Genomic DNA, 16969 nt, shown 5'->3' with positions numbered 1-16969 from the left:
AGTCCTAAGCGAGCGCTAAACGTGCTTTCCGCGCTGCCCGACGGTGTGCCAGCATACCGTATTTAGGCGCAAACACCATCGCGCAGGCAAAAAAGAACGACTCCGTTAAAATGATACAGGCGCCGGTTGCTCCGTTCAGGTAATAACTCACATAAGTACCAATCAAGGAACTCATCACCGCGGAGCAAGCGGAAATAAGGAGCATCCGGTTCAGCCTGTCCGTCAACAGATATGCAATACAGCCGGGGATAATCAGCATCGCAACTGTCAGCAAAATCCCCGCCGCCTGCAGCGACGCAACAATGGTCAGCGCCGTCAGCGAAAGAAACAGGTAATGAATCAACTGGACATTCAAGCCCACCGCTTGCGCATGGTTTTTATCAAACAAGTACAGCAGAATATCCTTCCGTTTGGCAATCAGTACAACCAGCGTCACTACCGAACACACAACCGCCTGTATCATATCGCCCTTTTCAATCCCCAAAAGGCTCCCGAACAAAATATGCATAAAATGAATATTTGAACTCACCTTCGTCACCAAAATCAGTCCGACTGCCATCAGCCCCGTAAAAACCACCCCCATCACCGAATCTTCATGGATACGGCTCCGGTCTTTTATCCACCCCGTCGCAGCCGCATTCAATAGCCCCGCCGCAAACGCCCCAAACCCAAGCGGAATATGCAAAAGATACGCCCCCACAATTCCCGGCAACACCGCATGAGAAATCGCATCCCCCATCAGCGACCAGCCCTTTAAGATCAGATAACACGAAATAAGGGCGCAAACACCCCCAACCAACGCCGCTATTACGAGCGCCTTTATCATAAATCCATACGTAAACGGCTCTAGAACCGACATTAACCACATAAACCTCTCCTCAGTTTTGTTTTTTATATTCTTTTGGGCGGCTTTTTGCTTCGCAAAAATCAGGCTTTTCGGGGTTCCGCCTCTCGGCTCCATTCCTTCGGAACGGCTTCGCCGCCCCTACAATCCTTGCCGCTGTCCACAAACTAGGCAGCTCAAAAATACACTCTTCTTCTCAGGTCTGCCCCAAAAAGGCTTTCAGCGAACGTGCTGCCGTCCGCCGCGCGGAGATGATGCCGTGATGCGGCGCAAAGAACAAAATGGTCAAAAATAAAAAGAATTGCAGCGCAACAATACACCCGCCTGCCGAGCCGTTTAGATAATAGCTGATATAGGCTCCTGCAGAAGCGGTGACTGTTCCGATTACTGCTGCAAGCCCCATCATTATCGGAAATCTATCTGTGAGCAGATATGCGGCAGCTCCCGGTGTTACCAGCATTGCTACAACCAGCACACTGCCCACCGTTTGCAGCGCCGCAATCGCCGTAACGGCAAGCAGGGTGAGCAGCAACAGGTAAAGCGCATTGGTATTCAGCCCTATCGAGCGGGCGTGCGACGGATCAAACGAAAAAAGCCGCAAATCCTTCCATTTCAGCAAAATGATGATAAGGCTCACACCCGCAATAATGAGCGTTTGCACAATGTCCCGGTCGGCAATACCGAGGATATTTCCCATAATGATGGTCGTCAGGCTGATATTGCTTGGATACAACGAAATCAGCAGCACACCGAGCGCAAAAAACGTGGTATAGACAATGCCTATGACCGCATCCTCGCGTATCCGTGTGTTCTTTTTAACAAAGCCCATAATGAGCGCAGCGAGCATCCCGCTGATAAAGGCACCGACAGAAAACGGAATACCGATAATATAAGCAACCGCAACTCCCGGCACCACCGCATGGGACAGCGCATCTCCCAAAAGCGACCAGCCTTTCAGCACAACAAAACACGACAGCAAGGCACACACCCCGCCGACACCTCCGCTCACCAAAATCGCTTTCACCATGTACTCATACTGAAAAGGAATCAATAACATATCACTCCATCAAGGCAAACGCATCAGACTATTTTTTTAACACCCCGCAGAATAATGGGGCTGCCTTTCTCTTCAAAACCGCCACTACTCAACAACATTTCTTATGCCCTTGAGATACGGTCTACCCTCCTGCTTGGTAATCAAAGCCCCCTCGTCATCGGTAAATACTCTTATTTCATGAGCAGTATCTTCCGGATTATCGGTATGATCAATCTTAATAGTCCGCAGCGCTCCGCCGAATGCTTTGATCAGGTTTTCAGCGGTAAAGGTGGTTTCCGTCGCACCGGAGGCAATCACTGTCCGGTTGATGATTACAACGTGGTCACAAAACTCAGGAATAGAACCTAAGTCGTGGGTAGAAACAAAGATCAGATGACCTTCGTTTTTCAGCTCACGCAGCAGCTCGATAATCGCTGTTTCCGTTTTAACATCGACTCCGGTAAACGGCTCATCGAGCAAGATGATTTTTCCCTGCTGCGCAAGCGCCCGTGCAAGGAACACCCGCTTTTTTTGTCCGCCTGAAAGTTCGCCGATCTGCCTATCCTTAAAATCGAGCATCTGCACGCGTTCCAAACTACGCTCAGCTCTTTCCTTATCTTGCTTGCTTGGAATGCGGAGAAAATTCATGTAACCATACCGTCCCATCATCACCACATCCCACACACTCACCGGAAACGACCAGTCCACGTCTTCCGACTGCGGCACATACGCAAGCAGATGCTGCTTCTGCGCCGAACGGATCGATTTTCCGCAAATGGTTACGGAGCCGCTCATCGGTTTAATAAAGCCCATGATTGTCTTAAAAAGGGTTGATTTACCGCTGCCGTTTACACCGACCAATGCGGTAATTGTTCCTTTTTGCAAGGTGAACGACGCATCGTAGAGGGCAACATGTCCGTTATTGTACGCTACACTGACATCCTTTACTGCCAGTTCAACGGAATCCCCTTTGTCATTTATATTGTTACTTCCATTATTACTATAAGCCGCATGCCGCAGCGAATGTATCACCATACGTCTCCCCTTCTCAGCTCAGTTATTCAATTCGTGCACGGAATGTGCATTCAGTACCGCCATGGATGGCGGTGGTTCCATACAGGAGTGAGTTTTTGCTTTGCAAAAACTCATCGTTGAGCATGTACATGGATGTACATGCTCAACGGCGGCTATCCTCAAATCCCTTCACAATTGCATTCGCATTGTATTCAAGCATTTTCAGATAGGTCGGGGCATCGCCGTCTTCATACGTTAAAGAGTCGACATACAGAACACCGCCATAATAGGCTCCGGTTTCCTTACAGACTTGTAACTGTGGCTTATTGCTGATGGTACTTTCGGAAAAGGCAACGGGAATGTGATGCAGTCGGATCGTATCGACCACCTTTTGAATTTGCTGCGGGCTGCCTTCCTCGTCGGCGTTGACCGGCCACAGGTATAATTCTTTCATATTACAGTCGCGGATCAGATAAGAAAAAGCCCCCTCACAGGTTACCAGCCAGCGCTGCGATTCGGGAATTTCGGAAAGCTTTTCAGTCAAGAACGTATCGATCTTTTTGATGCTTTCGCTGTACGCAGCTGCATTGGCATTATAGGTCTCCGCATTTGCAGGGTCTAAACTCACAAAGGCTTTCCGGATATTTTCCACATAGATGAGTGCATTTTTCGGCGACATCCACGAATGCGGGTTCGGCATCCCGTTGTACGGTCCTTCCCCAATACCCATCGGCTCAATTCCATCGCTGAGCGTAGCGCTCGGCACATCTTTTACATTGCCCATGAATTTTTCAAACCAGCGTTCAAGCCCCAAACCATTGCGCAGAACCAAATCAGCAGACTGAGCCTTAACAATATCAAGCGGAGTCGGCTCATATTCGTGAATTTCCGCCCCCGGCTTGGTAATCGATTCTACCAAAAGCTTATCGCCCGCAATATTCTGCGCCATATCCTGCAAAATAGTGAAGGTCGTTACCACTCGTTTGGGGCGTTCTGTATTCGCTTTACTTGCATTCGTTTTATCTGCACCCGTATCCTTTTTTGTACAGCCAGTCATGCCGACAATACCAATAACACACATTAGCACCATGAGCATAATTGTTACCCATTGTGTACACTTTTTCATACTAGCTCCCTTTGGAATATTATTCCAAAACAAAATTTTATTTTTTAGTAGTCAATACTACATTAAATGTCTGTTTTTATGTAGTATTACCTACTTATTTTTCACCATAAATGTAGTACATACTACGATATTTTGTCAAGACTCTCACAAGAATTTATCAACAACCATTTGACTGATTTTGATAAGGCCTCTATTTTAGAGGTTTCCTATAAATCCCTTCATACATTCCAAAGTTTCGGAACTGATATGGTGCTCCAATCCTTCGGAATCGAGGAGGGCATTTTTTTCGCTTACGCCGAGTTTTAACAAAAATTGAAGCACAACATCGTGCCGAGCCGCACATTCGCGTGCCAATGCGCGGCCTTCTTCGGTAAGACATATCGGTTTATGGGTACCGCTTTCAATCAAATGATTAGCTTTTAACCGTTGCAGCACCTGAATGACCGACACATGGCTTACGCCGAAATATCGTGCAAGATCCATAACGCGGCATTTCCCGTTTTCGTTACTGATTTTGGCGATAGCTTCCGTATAATCTTCCAGTATTTCTATTGCGTGATCCGCTCGCGTCCGCGAAAACGCCGCCGATGCTTCCGTTTTTTCTTCCATCATTATTCAATCCGATTTTTTAGAGATTTCTTATAATATATGGTTCGGCGTCTGTCTTTCAAGTGGAAATACTTTTATATCATTCGTTTTGCTTTATCGGGATCGTTCTTTTTAATTGTATCTGCACTATCTATGTTGAACTCAAATTGACAATTGCAGTACGGAACAGTTCCTCTTCTTTTGCAGCAGGATCGGCACCTTTTGCGCGCATGGATTGCGCAACCGACTCTACCGTTTCTGCGGTACGCTTCCGATCATATCCCATATTGATAAGGGCTGTGATAATATCTTCAAATTCCGATTTTTTTGCCATTTCCGCCCGCCCCGTATCGTGCAATCCGGTAAGCTGACCTTTTAGAGCAAGCACCATCTTTTGCGCTGTTTTCTTTCCGATACCGGGGATACTTTGCAGCCGCGCGACGTCTCCTGCCTCAAGAGCCGCTTCCAGCGCTGCGCCGTCCAGACCGGAAAGAATTTTCAGCGCTTGTTTCGGGCCAATTCCGTCAACCTTTGTTAAATCCAAAAAAAGGCTCCGCTCAGCCGGTGTTAAAAAGCCGAAAAGCCTCATCTGATCTTCCCGATGATAGAGCCATGTATAGACCCGTACCGTGTTCCCTGCAGCTCCGAATCGGTCTGCACTCAGGGCGGATACAAAAACTTCCCATTCAATGCCGTATGTTTCTATGTAGATGGATTCTGCCGTTTTACCGGTCAACGTCCCGCTGATGCTGTTAAACATGATTTTCTCCTTTTGAAATATATCCGTTCTTAGAGATGACCTTCCGTTTTTAGAGGTTTTCTATTCTGAAAATTGCACCGAAGAAGCGCCCTTGCTGATTTCCGTAACGAGCTGAGCAAACTCGGTACAATATTCAAGCGGAATTGAGCCGCTCAGCCGAACGGTTTGTGCAAATTCCGTTTGTGCAAAGCTGATCGGCAGCTGTGCGGCGGCACGGAGCAGCGGATTGTGATCCTCATAGCTGCATTCACAAGTAAACTCCGCTTTTTGAATAAGCGGCTCTGTGTGTACTTTAGCGAGTGCCTCTTTTGCCGCAGTAGAATACGCTTTTACCAAGCCGCCGGTTCCCAATAGGGTACCGCCGAACCAGCGGGTAACGGTTATCAATATATTGGTAATTCCGCTTCCCTTTAGGACGGCAAGAACCGGCTGTCCCGCCGTACCCGCCGGCTCTCCATCGTCGCTGCAGCCGAGTATCGAGCCGGTTTCACCGATAACAAAGGCGTGAACTACGTGCCGAGCATCGCGGTATTGCTCTTTTTGCCGCTTTACGGTCTCCTTTGCTCCCTGCGCGTTGTCCATATAAAACACCTCGGCGCGGAACACCGATTTTTTTACGGTTATTTCTGCTGCGGCGGCGGGTGTGGGCGCAGCAGCTTCGGGGATAGATACCAATATGTCGGGCAATACTGCCGCGCTATCCGTTACTTCCGCATCCGGCGCTGCAGTGGGTTTGTGCCGAGCGGTTTGCTCCCGGCTGCGGCTGAGCGCTAGCATTCGGCAGCGCCTGTGTTAGCTTTATCTGTATGAGTTCCTGCTCCGGTTTTCGATTCAGATAAGCAGCCGTGCCGGAGCTGTGCGGCACGCAGGGTGTTCCGCAGTACCATCGCCACGGTTAAAGGACCGACACCGCCGGGAACCGGAGTAATCCAGCAGGCTTGCTCAGCGGCGCTTTCAAAGTCAACATCGCCGGTCAGCCTGGTGCCTTTGGGGGCAGTAGGATCGGGGACGCGGTTAATTCCCACGTCGATAACTGCGGCGCCTTTTTTTATCATGCTGCCGGTAATGAGCGCCGGATGTCCCGCAGCCGCAATCAAAATATCAGCCTGCCGTGTCAGTGCGGCAAGCTCTTTCGTTTTACTGTGGCAGAGTGTAACGGTTGCATCCGCCGCAGTGAGCAGGGCTGCGAGGGGCTTCCCGACAATCGCAGAGCGCCCGACAATAACCGCATGAGCGCCGCTTAGCGGTATGCCGTATTGCTGCAGCGCATACATAATTCCCTGCGGTGTACAGGGGATAAAGCCCTGACTGCCGATAAGTAAGCGACCCAAGTTTTCCGGTGTAAATCCGTCGACGTCTTTAGCCGGATCGAGCGGCGCCAGTATCCGTCTACTGTCCAGCGGGTAGGGAAGTGGGAGTTGAATCAAAATGCCGTCAACCGTATCGTCGGCATTCAACGTTTGTACGCACGCTGTTAGTTCCTGCTCGCTTATTGTTTGGGAATATGGAATAATCCTGCTCTGCATACCCGCTTTTTCCAGCGCCCGTACCTTCGTTTTAATATACACCTGTGAGGCAGGATCGCTTCCCGATGATACAATCGCGAGGCAGGGCTGCGGATGCTCTTTGCAATATACGGCGTTTTCTTGTGTTACCGCTTGGGTTAATTCCTCGGCTAATTTCTTGCCATCTATAATCTGTGCCATAATCTAGTTCTCTATTGTAGTATATTAAAATCGCTTTGGGAAGAATATGGCGGATTTCAGCGGATTTTGATACAGCGGATTCTGGCGCATTGTATGCCGGCCTTTTTTCTGATATACTTGCGGGGTTATGAGTTGTGTTATATTTACCGGCGGCGGTACCGGAGGTCATATATTTCCCGGTATTGCCGTTGCCGAAGTATTAAAAAAAGAAACCGGCATACCGATTGTCTGGATAGGTTCCAACAACGGTACCGACCGATCCTATGTGTGTAGTGCGAATATCCCTTTTTACGGAATACCGGCAGGAAAGCTGCGCCGATATTTCAGCCTTGAAAACCTCATCGATGTGTTTAAGATTATCGGGGGTTTTTTCGCCTCGTTGATTATCCTTTTAAAATTAAAGCCCAGTTTCGTGTTTTCTAAAGGGGGCTTTGTATCGGTGCCGCCGTGCGCTGCCGCGTGGTGCCTCAAGATTCCGGTTATTACGCATGAATGTGATTTTTCTCCCGGACTTGCCACAAAAATAAACACCCGATTTGCCGCTCAAATTTTTGTTTCATACACAAAAACAACAAGTTTTTTTCCAAATGCAGTGCAGCAGAAAATTACCGTTACGGGAAACCCCGTGAGAATGCGTTTTTACGAAGCAAATGCAGACGCAGGAAAAGCATTTATTCAATATACAGGGGATAAGCCGATCCTGTTTATACAGGGGGGAAGCCTCGGTGCACTTCAGATCAATGTACTGGTAGAGCAAACAATCCTCTTTCTCGCCGAGTCTTTTTTTGTTGTGCACCAAACCGGCGCTCAGCACCGTGCACAAGGGGAGCGGATTAAAAAACGGTTACAGGAAGAACGTCCTGATTTGAGCAGTCAATATAAACCGTTTCCGTTTATCGTTGAGCAAATGCCGGATGTTCTCGCTGCAGCCGATCTTGTGATGTCGCGCGCGGGCGCCAATACCATCTGGGAAGCTGCTGCAGCAGGAAAACCGATGCTTTTATTGCCGCTCGAAAAAGGCAGCAGCCGCGGCGATCAAATTGAAAATGCGGATTTTTTTACCGAACAAGGAGCTGCAATCACTCTTTCCGGTAAAGATACAACGCCGGATATGCTTTGCAGTATTCTAACGCGGCTCTTAGAAAATCCTCATGAGTTACAAGCGATGGCTCAAGCATCGGCGGCTCTTGCCGATGAAAAACCTGCACTTAAAATTGCGCATCTTTTACAACAATGGATAACAGAATGAGCATAAATATACTTGATATGGTGTTATTGATTATCAGCATTATTGTCATCATTAAAGTTACCGTTCGGGGTTTTGTCGACGAGTTTTTTTCAATGGCGGCTTTTTTATTGGCAATCGCGGTAGCCTTTTGGTTTTATCGTCCGCTTTCTTTGCATACAAGGGTGAGCGGACTTTCTCCGACAGCAATGAAGCTTATCGCTTTTTTTATGATTTTTATCGTCGTTTTTATCGCCGTTAAACTGCTTCAAATGCTGATATCCGCAGTTTTCGATAATGAAATTTTAAACAGCCTTGATCATGCGCTTGGGTTCTTTTTGGGTTTATTTGAAGCGTATATTGTCCTTATTATTCTCGTAGCGCTTCTACAGCTGCAGCCGTTTTTTAATATCGATGCCCTTATCGCCCGCAGCATGATTGTACGGATACTGATTCCTCTTCCGATAGACAGCGGTAATGTCTTACAGATAATCCAAAACGGCATCTAAGGTGAGAGGCATATATGTTTGAAAATGTACTCGGACAACCGGTTATTCAGTTAGTCAGTGATGAGCTGGAGCAGGGGAAAGTTCCTCCGGCATTACTCTTTGCAGGGCCGGAATCAAGCGGTAAACTCACTGCTGCATTGGAAACGGCGCGGATTCTTTCGTGTACCGAATCGGGCAGCTGGACATGTGCATGCGAATCCTGCAAACGGCATAAAGACTTATCGTCAAGCGATCTTTTAATCCTCGGAACGCGAGATACCGTGCTTGAAACAAAAGCTGCCGCCCATGCGCTCTGTACGGCAAAGACTACGGCAGCGCGCTACCTTTTTGTCCGAGCCGTACGCAAGCTTACTTCCCGATTTGATTCCCGATTGTGGGATACGGATGAATCCCGTTTTGTTAAAGCGGCGCCGATTCTCGCTGACATAGAAGAGTCGTTGACCGATCTTATCGACCGATATGGTACAATAGAAACCACCATATCGGAAGAAGAAGCAAAAAAACTGGAAAAGCTGACTGAAAAAATCACCGATCTCTGCCAAAAATTGCAAGAAGATTGTATGTATGATACGCTCCCTGTTAATCAAGTACGGAAAGCCTCCGCATGGGTGAGATTAATGCCTGTCGGTAAAAAAAAGGTATTGATTATCGAAAATGCCGATAAAATGCAAGAGTCTGCCCGAAACGCATTTTTAAAAATATTGGAAGAGCCTCCCGAATATACCGTTTTTATTTTAACTACGGCGCGCCGCGCTGCCGTTATCCCGACTATTTTGTCCCGTGTGCGGACTTATCTGTTCATCGAACGGGATACTGAACATCAACAGGCAGTCATCGAGCGGGTATTCCGCGATCACCATTTTTGTACGGCCGTATCTCCATCGCAGCCGATCCGCATTGTTTCGTACTTGCAGAGTTTTTTGCCGGTTGCCCCCGAATATATTCGGGAAGCTGCTGCGCTCTTTTGGGAATATTGCTTACATAGGGGAGAGCCGCAAAAAAGCCGATTTACAGTGCTTATTCAAAAGCTTACGGCTTATCGAGCAGAACATCCGTCAAGTCATGAACCATCGATTACGGCTGTACTGAAACTGTTGAATAATTGCAAACCGCGCCGGATATATGCGCTGTTTTTAGAAGCGGTTATTGCTTTTTTACAGGAAAGTATTCACACCGGCGTATGCACACCGCACGAATTGGAAAGCTCTGTTGCTGTTTCTCAGTTTATTCACAAAGCCATGCAATCGGTAGATATTTTTAACGGCACCCCTCAAGCAGCGCTGGAAACACTGAGTGAACAAATCGCTTTTACATAGAAAATTGTCAGCAAACGGTGCGAAATTTTAACTGAAATTTCGCACAAAGGGGGAACCCCTCTTACAATATTTCCAGCGTGCAGTTGCCTTAATAGGAATTATAACCCAAATGTATTTGCCGGATTTACGCCTGCATAAAAATATAACGGATACTTATCTTCAGCAAAAACACCTTTCAACCGTTTGGCCTCCTCCAGCAGTGCCGGAGCATCTTTAGTTACCGTTGTTAAGGCATTAAGGTCTGCAAGTTTTTTATTGATAATTAACTCCGATTTTTGCGCAAGCCCTTGCAACCGACAGGCAAGATTTATACCGTAACCGACATAGTCACGGTATTTTAAAGCGGATGCTTCTGCAGAAATTTCATACTTATATACCTGCTCCATTACTAAGGCGCCGCCCAGCCCTAATTCTGGATACGGCCTAAACAGTTCTTCGCCGAGAAACTCGGTATAGGTTTGAAATACCATAATGGCTTCACCTAACGTCGTCGGAGTCGTTTCATCCCAGATAACTAAAGCGCCGTCTCCTAGAAGCTTATAGTAGGAACATCCGTATCCGAATTGGTTTACACAGGATAAAAAGTTTGAGGTAAATGAGGTAATAAGCGAAAACACGGCTTTTTCATCATGTGAACAGAGAAAACTACTGAACCCACGTACATCGACACAGAGGATAAGTGCATGAGGCTTTACATCACCGACATATACGTTATCGAATATATCGACCGGCATCTTTTTTAATCCGGCAAGAGTTGTAGCATCCAGCTCAACGGATCCGTTTTCAGTATTAGAAAATACCAGGTTATTAAGCGATACTGTATCCATTTGCCTACAATTTATCATATTTTATCTAAAAAGGCAAGGATAAAAATAACTTGAATATTTTTAATATTCCTCACATACTAACGGGGTTAGGAGTGATTTGTATATGTATATGCGCCGACAAGCCGTATTTTTGTTTATGTTACCGATCTTTTTTTCATGTTGTGTGAGCGCCGCTTCTCTGCAAACCGGTGATAGCCCAGCCAGTCAAGATGATGGCGTTCCTTCGACGAATGATAACCGATCTTCGAGCAAAAGCGCTTCCGCTTCCCATACGTTGCCGCTTGCACTCACCTTTGCAGGCGATCTGATGGCTCATACGGTGAATTTCAATATGAATGAGTATGATTTAATATACAAGGATGTTGAAAAAATATTACATAATGATGATTTAAGTTTTGTAAATATCGAAACACCGGTATGCGATGCGTTGCCGCTTTCGACCTATCCTAGCTTTAATGTACACACGCCGTATTTACGCGCTGCCGTTCAAGCAGGTTTTGATGTGTTGAGCTTTGCAAATAACCATACGAACGATCACGGTACAACCGGTATTGACGGAACGCTTGCTGCGGTACGGACAGTACAAAAAGAACGGCTCGCTGCCGAAGCTTCACTTCCTCCATTTCTCGCTTTTTCCGGCTTAAAAGACTCTGTAAACGACCACATACAAGCAACCCCTTTTGTCTATAAAGGGTGGAATATCCTTTTTTGCTCCGTTACCGAGATTTTAAATTCTTATGATGCATCAAAGGATCGGCTTTATTACAGTGCACCTACAAAGCAGGGCAGGGCAGCGCTCCTTTCGCTCATTAAAGAGGCTCGCAACCGATATCCTTGCGATTTATTTGTATTGGGTCTTCATCTCAATGAACCAGAATATGGGCGAACTGTTTCCGAGTCGAAAAAAAAGTGGTTTAAACAGCTCGGAGAAGCGGGCGTCGACATTATTTGGGCACATCACCCGCATGTTATGCAGACATGGGAGATAATCACTGTCGAACGGTCTTTACTTTTACCGAATACTACTGTTAACGATACTGCCGTTACTATTTCGGAGCAGTGTAAGGTCTTTTGTATGTATTCTATGGGGAATTTTATTTCAGGGCAGCGTTGGCACACTCGGTATGATGATCCTGAGTTTTATCGGGAATATACCGGCGATGCCGTGATGCTGCAATTAATGTGTACACGGAACGAAGCAGGTAGGGCGGATTTTTCGGTTACTCCTCTGCTGATAACCCAATACAATGAACCGGAATATCCGGTTGTCAAGCGTTTTACGCAAGAGTGGATTGATACGCTTAACGAAAAAGACAAAAAATATTTTACAAAGCGGTTTGAGCTTATGAAGGAATATCTCCCGATAAATTCGCCAGCCGAATAAGGCTTTTTTGGGGAAGAGGTTTGCTGTAGATTAGCTATCTCCAGCAGCGCTATCCGTTCCGCGCCTTAGAAACAAAACGGGTACATTCACTGATGAACTCAAGGTTGATGGTCGCAACAGGACCGTTACGCTGTTTTGCAACAATCAGTTCGGTGTCGAGACTTTCCCGTTTTTCTCGGTGTAAAAACATAACGACATCGGCATCTTGTTCAATCGCGCCGGACTCCCGTAAGTTTGCAAGCGTCGGCGCAGTTCCTTCGGCATCGCGGCCTACCTGTGACAGCGCTATGACGGGAATGTTGAGCTCACGGGCAAGGCTTTTCAGTGATTGAGAAATCTCTGCAAAACGCTCATGACGTGGAATCGCATTATTTTCCGAAGAAATTAAGCCGAGATAGTCGATAAAGATAATTTTTACCCCTTCCTGCAAGCAGAGCTGCCGCGCCATCGCCCGTAAATCAAGCAGCTTCATATTGGGCATATCGACGATATAGAGCGGGGCATCGTAGAGCCTACCCGCTGCATCTTGTAGTTTTGCAAAATCAGCGCTCTGCAAATTGCCGGAACGGATTTTGGAAGACGATACCCGTGATTCCAGAGAGAATAAACGGTGTATCAGCTGCATATTGGACATTTCAAGCGAAAAGAAAGCCGAAGGTATTTTTTTTGTTACCGAAATATAATCGGCAATGGTAAGCGCCAACGCTGTTTTTCCGATTGAGGGGCGCGCCCCGATGATAATAAGCTCCGAGTTTTGGAAGCCGCTGGTAAGGCTATCTAAAAATTCAAAACCGGAAGGGATACCGGAAAACTCATCGCGGTGTTTCGCACGCGCTTCGATGATCTCAATAGCTTCAAGGATAAGATCTTTCGGAGTATGGAAGGTCGCCGATTGCCCCGCATCGGTTAAATCGAAGATATTTTTCTGTGCCTGTTCCAGTACGGAAGAGTAGGCAACGGTTTGATCAAAGACATCGGCATAAATCTGATGCGAAACTCTTAGAAGTGATCTACGAATCGCTGCATCGAGGACAATTTTTGCATAATAGGTAACATTCGCGGTACTGGGAACAGCATCTGTAAGCGAAGCAATATAAGCGGTGCCGCCTACGGAATCAAGAAGACCCTCCTGTCTCAGATGCTCACTAATCACAAGGATATCGACATTCTGCCCTTTATTATAAAGATCGACAGCAGCCTGAAAGATTTTTTGGTGAGCAATCGTATAAAAACTTTCGGCGCGGATATACTGTAAAACCGTTCCGATAGCATCCGAGTCAAGTAAAATAGCTCCGAGTACGGCTATTTCCGCCTCAGTATTATTCGGCGGTATTTTATCTTTTAATGAAGAAGAAAGCTGCTTTATCATATCCGACATTTTGTTTTCCTCGATCGTTTTTATATTAATTGTATTTATATGCTCTAAAAAAAATAAAAGAGAAGTCCTTGAATAGAACTTCTCTTTTGTGATTGGGATGCTACACCGTTTTCTCTCTAATAATAAATACAAGAGAAGTAGGTTATTCTTGCGTTTCGGCAGGTTCTTCTGCTTTTACTTCTTCTTGGCCGACTTCGGCTTGAGCCTCTGCCGATGCTTCCGGCTCTGCTTCAGCTTCTTCCTTACGGCGGTGCGAACGCTTCTCAGGTTTTGCTTCGACCGTTTTTTCAGCCTCAGGTTGAGCTTCTACCACAACGGGGAGTACCGCAACGGCCGCTTCATATAGTTTAAGGGTCGCATTATAATGCCCAACACTTTTGAAGGTAAGACCGGGCAGCTCAATACGCTTGCGTTCGATTTCGAATCCGAGTTTTTGCAACTCGTCGGAAATCGTTTGGTTGGTAACGGCACCGTACAACTTCCCGTTGGGACCTGCAGGCATTACAATGGTGAGCGTTAATGCTTCAAGCTGCTCTTTTAGACCTGCTGCATTTTGCCGTTTAACAGCCTTCCGCTGCTCTATTTCTTCCTTGCGGCTTTCAAAATGGGCAAGGGTGAAAGAGTTGCAGGGAACCGCTAAATTCCGCGGAAATAGATAGTTACGGGCATAGCCCTTGGCAACGTCCTTAATATCGCCCTCTTCTCCGAGGTATTTGACATCCTCATTTAAAATTACTTTCATTTCAAGCTCCTTAAGCGTACCGTTATAATGGTACATAATAATAAAAACGACAACCGCCCTGCATCCCAGGAGTTGGAATCCGGCGACGGATAATTTAATTACTTGGGGATGTCTCAAAAGTCGGTTAGTTTTTGGACAGCCCCGTGTAGGACCTTAGTCTACAACGTAAGGAAGCAACGCAAGCGCACGTGCACGCTTAATTTCGAGCGCGAGCTTACGCTGATGCTTTGCACAGGTGCCGGTAATGCGGCGCGGCAAAATCTTTCCGCGTTCGGTAATAAAGCGCCGTAAAGAATCGGGGTCTTTATAATCGATTTTTGCTTTCTGAGCGCAGAAGCGGCAAACCTTTTTACGGAAAAACATCTTTCCTTTTTTATTACTCTGCCGTTCTTCTCCTCCGCCTTCGCGGGGATTTTCCTGTGTATTTGTATCTACTTCAGTGGTATTCAGTGTTTCATCTGCCATGTTTGATTCTCCTTAGAATGGAATATTGTCATAATTGGCGTTATCAAAATCGGCTTCATAACCGTCATTAGACGGCGGTGTATTTTGCCGAGCCTGATATGCCGAAGGTGCATTTGATCGCTGATATGTCTCCCGATTGCCGGTATTCACCTGCTGGCCGCTTCCGGAACCGCCCCCTAAAAGCTGGAGATTATTCGCGATAACTTCTACTTTACTGCGGGACTGCCCGTCCTGTTCCCATCGGTTTTGACGAAGTTCGCCTTCAACAGCGACCTGCTTTCCTTTTACAAGGTATTGATTAAGCGCTTCGCCCTGTCTGCCCCAAAGCACGATGTCGAAGTAGTTTGCTTCTTCAACCCATTCTTCACCGTTTTTCCGGCGCCGGTTAATTGCAACCGAAAACCTGCATACGGCAGCCCCTCCTTGGGTGTATTTTAATTCTGCATCACGGGTAAGCCTACCGACAAGTACGACGTGGTTTATATCTGCCATCAATGCCCTCCTGAATTATTCATCAATTTTGATAAATAAAAAAGTCAAAAGGTTTTGATTGAGCTTAAACTTGCGGTCTATTTCGATAATCTTATCCGGTTCGGCATGGATATTGAACAATACATAGCGACCTTTTGTTCTTTTTTTGATTTCATACGTTAATTCGCGGTCTCCGAACGAATCTTCGGAATCAATTTGAACACTGAAGTCCCCCAGAACGGATCGAACATCTTCAATGCCTGGCTTGAACTGTGCTTCCTCAATGGGAAAGACAGTCATCAATTCATACTTTCTCATGTGCCCTCCTGATGGCCATTAGCCCCGCATTTGCTGCGGGATGGAGTATTTATCGGGTTTTATCCCGAAATAGCATTTATAGCCTTTTATATATAAAAGACTATAAACGGAGATTAAGCATACTATAAAAAGTTTTACTTAGTCAATGCCGTTGAAGTTCAGTCTTGCTTGCGTATTTGTTTAATCCGCTCCCAATAAAAATCGAACTCGTCTGCTTTAAGGAGCGGTTCGGGCGGCGGCCGTTTAAGGCTGTTATGCCGTGTTATCTCTTCTTGCAGGTCTGAAATTGATGATCGGGTTAAAAAAGGCTCGCCCAATGCAAAAGCGCCATCCGATTCATCATAATATAAAGGAAGCCCTTGTACCTTCGGGTATTTCTGATTCGGATACACATCGCCTACCGCATGAGTTCCCTGCCCGCCTCCTTGAGGGGTAAGTGTCAGCTGTCGTATACCATTACTGCTATCAGTGATTGATACACCCCCTTTCTCATAGTTTTTGAGTTTTGAACCATTATCGGTTATGCAGCTGTATATGGTATCATATTGTCGGATAAACTTAGGTACGGTTACTTGTAATCCGTCATCGAATGCAAATCCTGCATATTTTTTTTTGTATTCAAAATCGCCCGTCCAATAGCGGAATTTGATATACTGTGTTCCATTAAAGAAAAAAGCATCAAAAAATGCCGGAGCTTCCTGCTGATATATCAAGATGCCGTCTCGAAAGCCTCGTTCAACCCAAAAACCGTCCAAAACGGTTGCGGCTGAAGCCGACGATTGCGGATTTACAGGTGTCTCCTCAGTTTCCGATTGAGCAGCGTTTTGCTGTGTACCGGTAACAAGATTATACGGAACTTTTTTATAAAATGATGAAAATAATCCGTTGCCATGTACCCATACATCGGCAGGTACCGGAGCTTTATATCCGGGATACCGAATACGCAGCGAATAAATATTTCCCGTGCCTTCTTGGTTTACCTTGGCAGGGTAAGTACCCATATCCTCATACACAAAGCGGTAATAGGTCTTTAAGACTATTCGCAGCGTATCTTCTACGGTTTCGTCTGTTTTATCGGTATATTCAATAAAACGTTCGGAGTTTTCCCAAATACCGGCAAGCGGCTGAGCAGGGCAGGGGCGCGACAAAATAAAGCATAAAGATAAAATAATATAAAAATGATTAATCTTAATACGTTTCACAGCAGAAACAGTATATCATATAACTCTCAGTGTGTTTAGCCTGCCGGTATTCTTAATT

19 protein-coding genes are annotated in these 16969 nt (G+C 46.3%); 4 read left to right on the top strand and 15 right to left on the bottom strand.

Going from position 1 to position 16969, the window contains the following annotated elements:
* Positions 1 to 4 precede the first annotated feature (4 nt).
* From ABK01_RS07255 to folD, 8 genes are all read right to left on the bottom strand, one after another.
* Complete coding sequence (locus ABK01_RS07255; protein ID WP_253675149.1) at positions 5 to 868, bottom strand: metal ABC transporter permease; 864 nt, start codon at positions 866 to 868, stop codon at positions 5 to 7.
* 172 nt (positions 869 to 1040) lie between these two features.
* Positions 1041 to 1901, bottom strand: a complete 861-nt coding sequence (locus ABK01_RS07250) for a metal ABC transporter permease (RefSeq protein WP_253675148.1) — start codon at positions 1899 to 1901, stop codon at positions 1041 to 1043.
* An 84-nt stretch (positions 1902 to 1985) separates the two neighbouring features.
* Complete coding sequence (locus ABK01_RS07245) at positions 1986 to 2915, bottom strand: metal ABC transporter ATP-binding protein (protein ID WP_212564777.1); 930 nt, start codon at positions 2913 to 2915, stop codon at positions 1986 to 1988.
* 142 nt (positions 2916 to 3057) lie between these two features.
* A complete protein-coding gene (locus ABK01_RS07240; protein ID WP_305880056.1) occupies positions 3058 to 4020 on the bottom strand; it encodes a metal ABC transporter substrate-binding protein in 963 nt (320 codons plus the stop codon).
* A gap of 195 nt (positions 4021 to 4215) precedes the next feature.
* The gene (locus tag ABK01_RS07235) at positions 4216 to 4632 is read right to left on the bottom strand and encodes an iron dependent repressor, metal binding and dimerization domain protein (RefSeq protein ID WP_253675147.1); all 417 of its coding nucleotides are present in this window, start codon (positions 4630 to 4632) and stop codon (positions 4216 to 4218) included.
* Positions 4633 to 4759: 127 nt separating this feature from the next.
* Positions 4760 to 5368, bottom strand: a complete 609-nt coding sequence (ruvA, locus tag ABK01_RS07230) for a Holliday junction branch migration protein RuvA (RefSeq protein WP_253675146.1) — start codon at positions 5366 to 5368, stop codon at positions 4760 to 4762.
* Between the two features lie 60 nt (positions 5369 to 5428).
* Positions 5429 to 6145, bottom strand: coding sequence for an IMPACT family protein (locus ABK01_RS07225; RefSeq protein ID WP_253675145.1), 717 nt, complete (start codon positions 6143 to 6145; stop codon positions 5429 to 5431).
* A complete protein-coding gene (folD, locus tag ABK01_RS07220) occupies positions 6139 to 7074 on the bottom strand; it encodes a bifunctional methylenetetrahydrofolate dehydrogenase/methenyltetrahydrofolate cyclohydrolase FolD (RefSeq protein ID WP_253675144.1) in 936 nt (311 codons plus the stop codon). The genes ABK01_RS07225 and folD overlap by 7 nt, the downstream gene beginning before the upstream one ends.
* Positions 7075 to 7201: 127 nt before the next feature.
* On the opposite strand from folD, the gene murG reads away from it, so the two are divergent.
* From murG to ABK01_RS07205, 3 genes are read left to right on the top strand one after another with little or no spacing between them, the layout of a single operon-like run.
* Positions 7202 to 8323: an undecaprenyldiphospho-muramoylpentapeptide beta-N-acetylglucosaminyltransferase gene (gene murG, locus ABK01_RS07215; RefSeq protein WP_253675143.1), complete on the top strand. Its 1122-nt coding sequence runs from the start codon at positions 7202 to 7204 to the stop codon at positions 8321 to 8323.
* Positions 8320 to 8808 (top strand): CvpA family protein, encoded by a 489-nt coding sequence (locus tag ABK01_RS07210; protein ID WP_253675142.1) that lies wholly within the window; start codon positions 8320 to 8322, stop codon positions 8806 to 8808. The genes murG and ABK01_RS07210 overlap by 4 nt, the downstream gene beginning before the upstream one ends.
* Before the next feature lie 14 nt (positions 8809 to 8822).
* Positions 8823 to 10124: a hypothetical protein gene (locus ABK01_RS07205; RefSeq protein WP_253675141.1), complete on the top strand. Its 1302-nt coding sequence runs from the start codon at positions 8823 to 8825 to the stop codon at positions 10122 to 10124.
* A 98-nt stretch (positions 10125 to 10222) separates the two neighbouring features.
* Here the strand turns inward: ABK01_RS07205 and ABK01_RS07200 are convergent, their stop codons facing one another.
* Positions 10223 to 10951, bottom strand: a complete 729-nt coding sequence (locus tag ABK01_RS07200) for a hypothetical protein (RefSeq protein WP_253675140.1) — start codon at positions 10949 to 10951, stop codon at positions 10223 to 10225.
* 103 nt (positions 10952 to 11054) lie between these two features.
* Between ABK01_RS07200 and ABK01_RS07195 the strand changes: the two genes are divergently transcribed.
* Positions 11055 to 12335, top strand: coding sequence for a CapA family protein (locus ABK01_RS07195; RefSeq protein WP_253675139.1), 1281 nt, complete (start codon positions 11055 to 11057; stop codon positions 12333 to 12335).
* A 49-nt stretch (positions 12336 to 12384) separates the two neighbouring features.
* On the opposite strand, the gene dnaB is transcribed toward ABK01_RS07195, so the two are convergent.
* From dnaB to ABK01_RS07165, 6 genes are all read right to left on the bottom strand, one after another.
* Positions 12385 to 13713, bottom strand: a complete 1329-nt coding sequence (gene dnaB / locus ABK01_RS07190) for a replicative DNA helicase (RefSeq protein WP_253675138.1) — start codon at positions 13711 to 13713, stop codon at positions 12385 to 12387.
* A 142-nt stretch (positions 13714 to 13855) separates the two neighbouring features.
* Complete coding sequence (gene rplI / locus ABK01_RS07185) at positions 13856 to 14455, bottom strand: 50S ribosomal protein L9 (protein ID WP_212564785.1); 600 nt, start codon at positions 14453 to 14455, stop codon at positions 13856 to 13858.
* Between the two features lie 153 nt (positions 14456 to 14608).
* Positions 14609 to 14920, bottom strand: coding sequence for a 30S ribosomal protein S18 (gene rpsR, locus ABK01_RS07180; protein WP_212564786.1), 312 nt, complete (start codon positions 14918 to 14920; stop codon positions 14609 to 14611).
* Positions 14921 to 14932: 12 nt separating this feature from the next.
* Positions 14933 to 15412, bottom strand: a complete 480-nt coding sequence (ssb, locus tag ABK01_RS07175) for a single-stranded DNA-binding protein (protein ID WP_212564787.1) — start codon at positions 15410 to 15412, stop codon at positions 14933 to 14935.
* A gap of 15 nt (positions 15413 to 15427) precedes the next feature.
* On the bottom strand, positions 15428 to 15709 hold the full coding sequence (rpsF, locus tag ABK01_RS07170) for a 30S ribosomal protein S6 (RefSeq protein WP_212564788.1): 282 nt from the start codon (positions 15707 to 15709) through the stop codon (positions 15428 to 15430).
* A 158-nt stretch (positions 15710 to 15867) separates the two neighbouring features.
* On the bottom strand, positions 15868 to 16911 hold the full coding sequence (locus ABK01_RS07165; protein ID WP_253675137.1) for a hypothetical protein: 1044 nt from the start codon (positions 16909 to 16911) through the stop codon (positions 15868 to 15870).
* Between the last annotated feature and the right edge of the window lie 58 nt (positions 16912 to 16969).

Source organism: Treponema sp. OMZ 305, from assembly GCF_024181325.1.
GTDB lineage: Bacteria > Spirochaetota > Spirochaetia > Treponematales > Treponemataceae > Treponema.
This window is presented reverse-complemented; position numbering and strand designations above follow the sequence as displayed.

Coding starts and splice junctions, on each gene's coding strand:
- ABK01_RS07210 (WP_253675142.1), top strand. CDS start 8,320: ATGAGCATAAATATACTTGATATGGTGTTATTGATTATCAGCATTATT.
- folD (WP_253675144.1), bottom strand. CDS start 7,074: ATGGCACAGATTATAGATGGCAAGAAATTAGCCGAGGAATTAACCCAA.
- ABK01_RS07240 (WP_305880056.1), bottom strand. CDS start 4,020: ATGAAAAAGTGTACACAATGGGTAACAATTATGCTCATGGTGCTAATG.
- ABK01_RS07200 (WP_253675140.1), bottom strand. CDS start 10,951: ATGGATACAGTATCGCTTAATAACCTGGTATTTTCTAATACTGAAAAC.
- rpsR (WP_212564786.1), bottom strand. CDS start 14,920: ATGGCAGATGAAACACTGAATACCACTGAAGTAGATACAAATACACAG.
- ssb (WP_212564787.1), bottom strand. CDS start 15,412: ATGGCAGATATAAACCACGTCGTACTTGTCGGTAGGCTTACCCGTGAT.
- ABK01_RS07205 (WP_253675141.1), top strand. CDS start 8,823: ATGTTTGAAAATGTACTCGGACAACCGGTTATTCAGTTAGTCAGTGAT.
- dnaB (WP_253675138.1), bottom strand. CDS start 13,713: ATGTCGGATATGATAAAGCAGCTTTCTTCTTCATTAAAAGATAAAATA.
- rplI (WP_212564785.1), bottom strand. CDS start 14,455: ATGAAAGTAATTTTAAATGAGGATGTCAAATACCTCGGAGAAGAGGGC.
- rpsF (WP_212564788.1), bottom strand. CDS start 15,709: ATGAGAAAGTATGAATTGATGACTGTCTTTCCCATTGAGGAAGCACAG.
- ABK01_RS07235 (WP_253675147.1), bottom strand. CDS start 4,632: ATGATGGAAGAAAAAACGGAAGCATCGGCGGCGTTTTCGCGGACGCGA.
- ABK01_RS07195 (WP_253675139.1), top strand. CDS start 11,055: ATGTATATGCGCCGACAAGCCGTATTTTTGTTTATGTTACCGATCTTT.
- ABK01_RS07245 (WP_212564777.1), bottom strand. CDS start 2,915: ATGGTGATACATTCGCTGCGGCATGCGGCTTATAGTAATAATGGAAGT.
- ABK01_RS07250 (WP_253675148.1), bottom strand. CDS start 1,901: ATGTTATTGATTCCTTTTCAGTATGAGTACATGGTGAAAGCGATTTTG.
- ABK01_RS07255 (WP_253675149.1), bottom strand. CDS start 868: ATGTGGTTAATGTCGGTTCTAGAGCCGTTTACGTATGGATTTATGATA.
- ABK01_RS07225 (WP_253675145.1), bottom strand. CDS start 6,145: ATGCTAGCGCTCAGCCGCAGCCGGGAGCAAACCGCTCGGCACAAACCC.
- ruvA (WP_253675146.1), bottom strand. CDS start 5,368: ATGTTTAACAGCATCAGCGGGACGTTGACCGGTAAAACGGCAGAATCC.
- murG (WP_253675143.1), top strand. CDS start 7,202: ATGAGTTGTGTTATATTTACCGGCGGCGGTACCGGAGGTCATATATTT.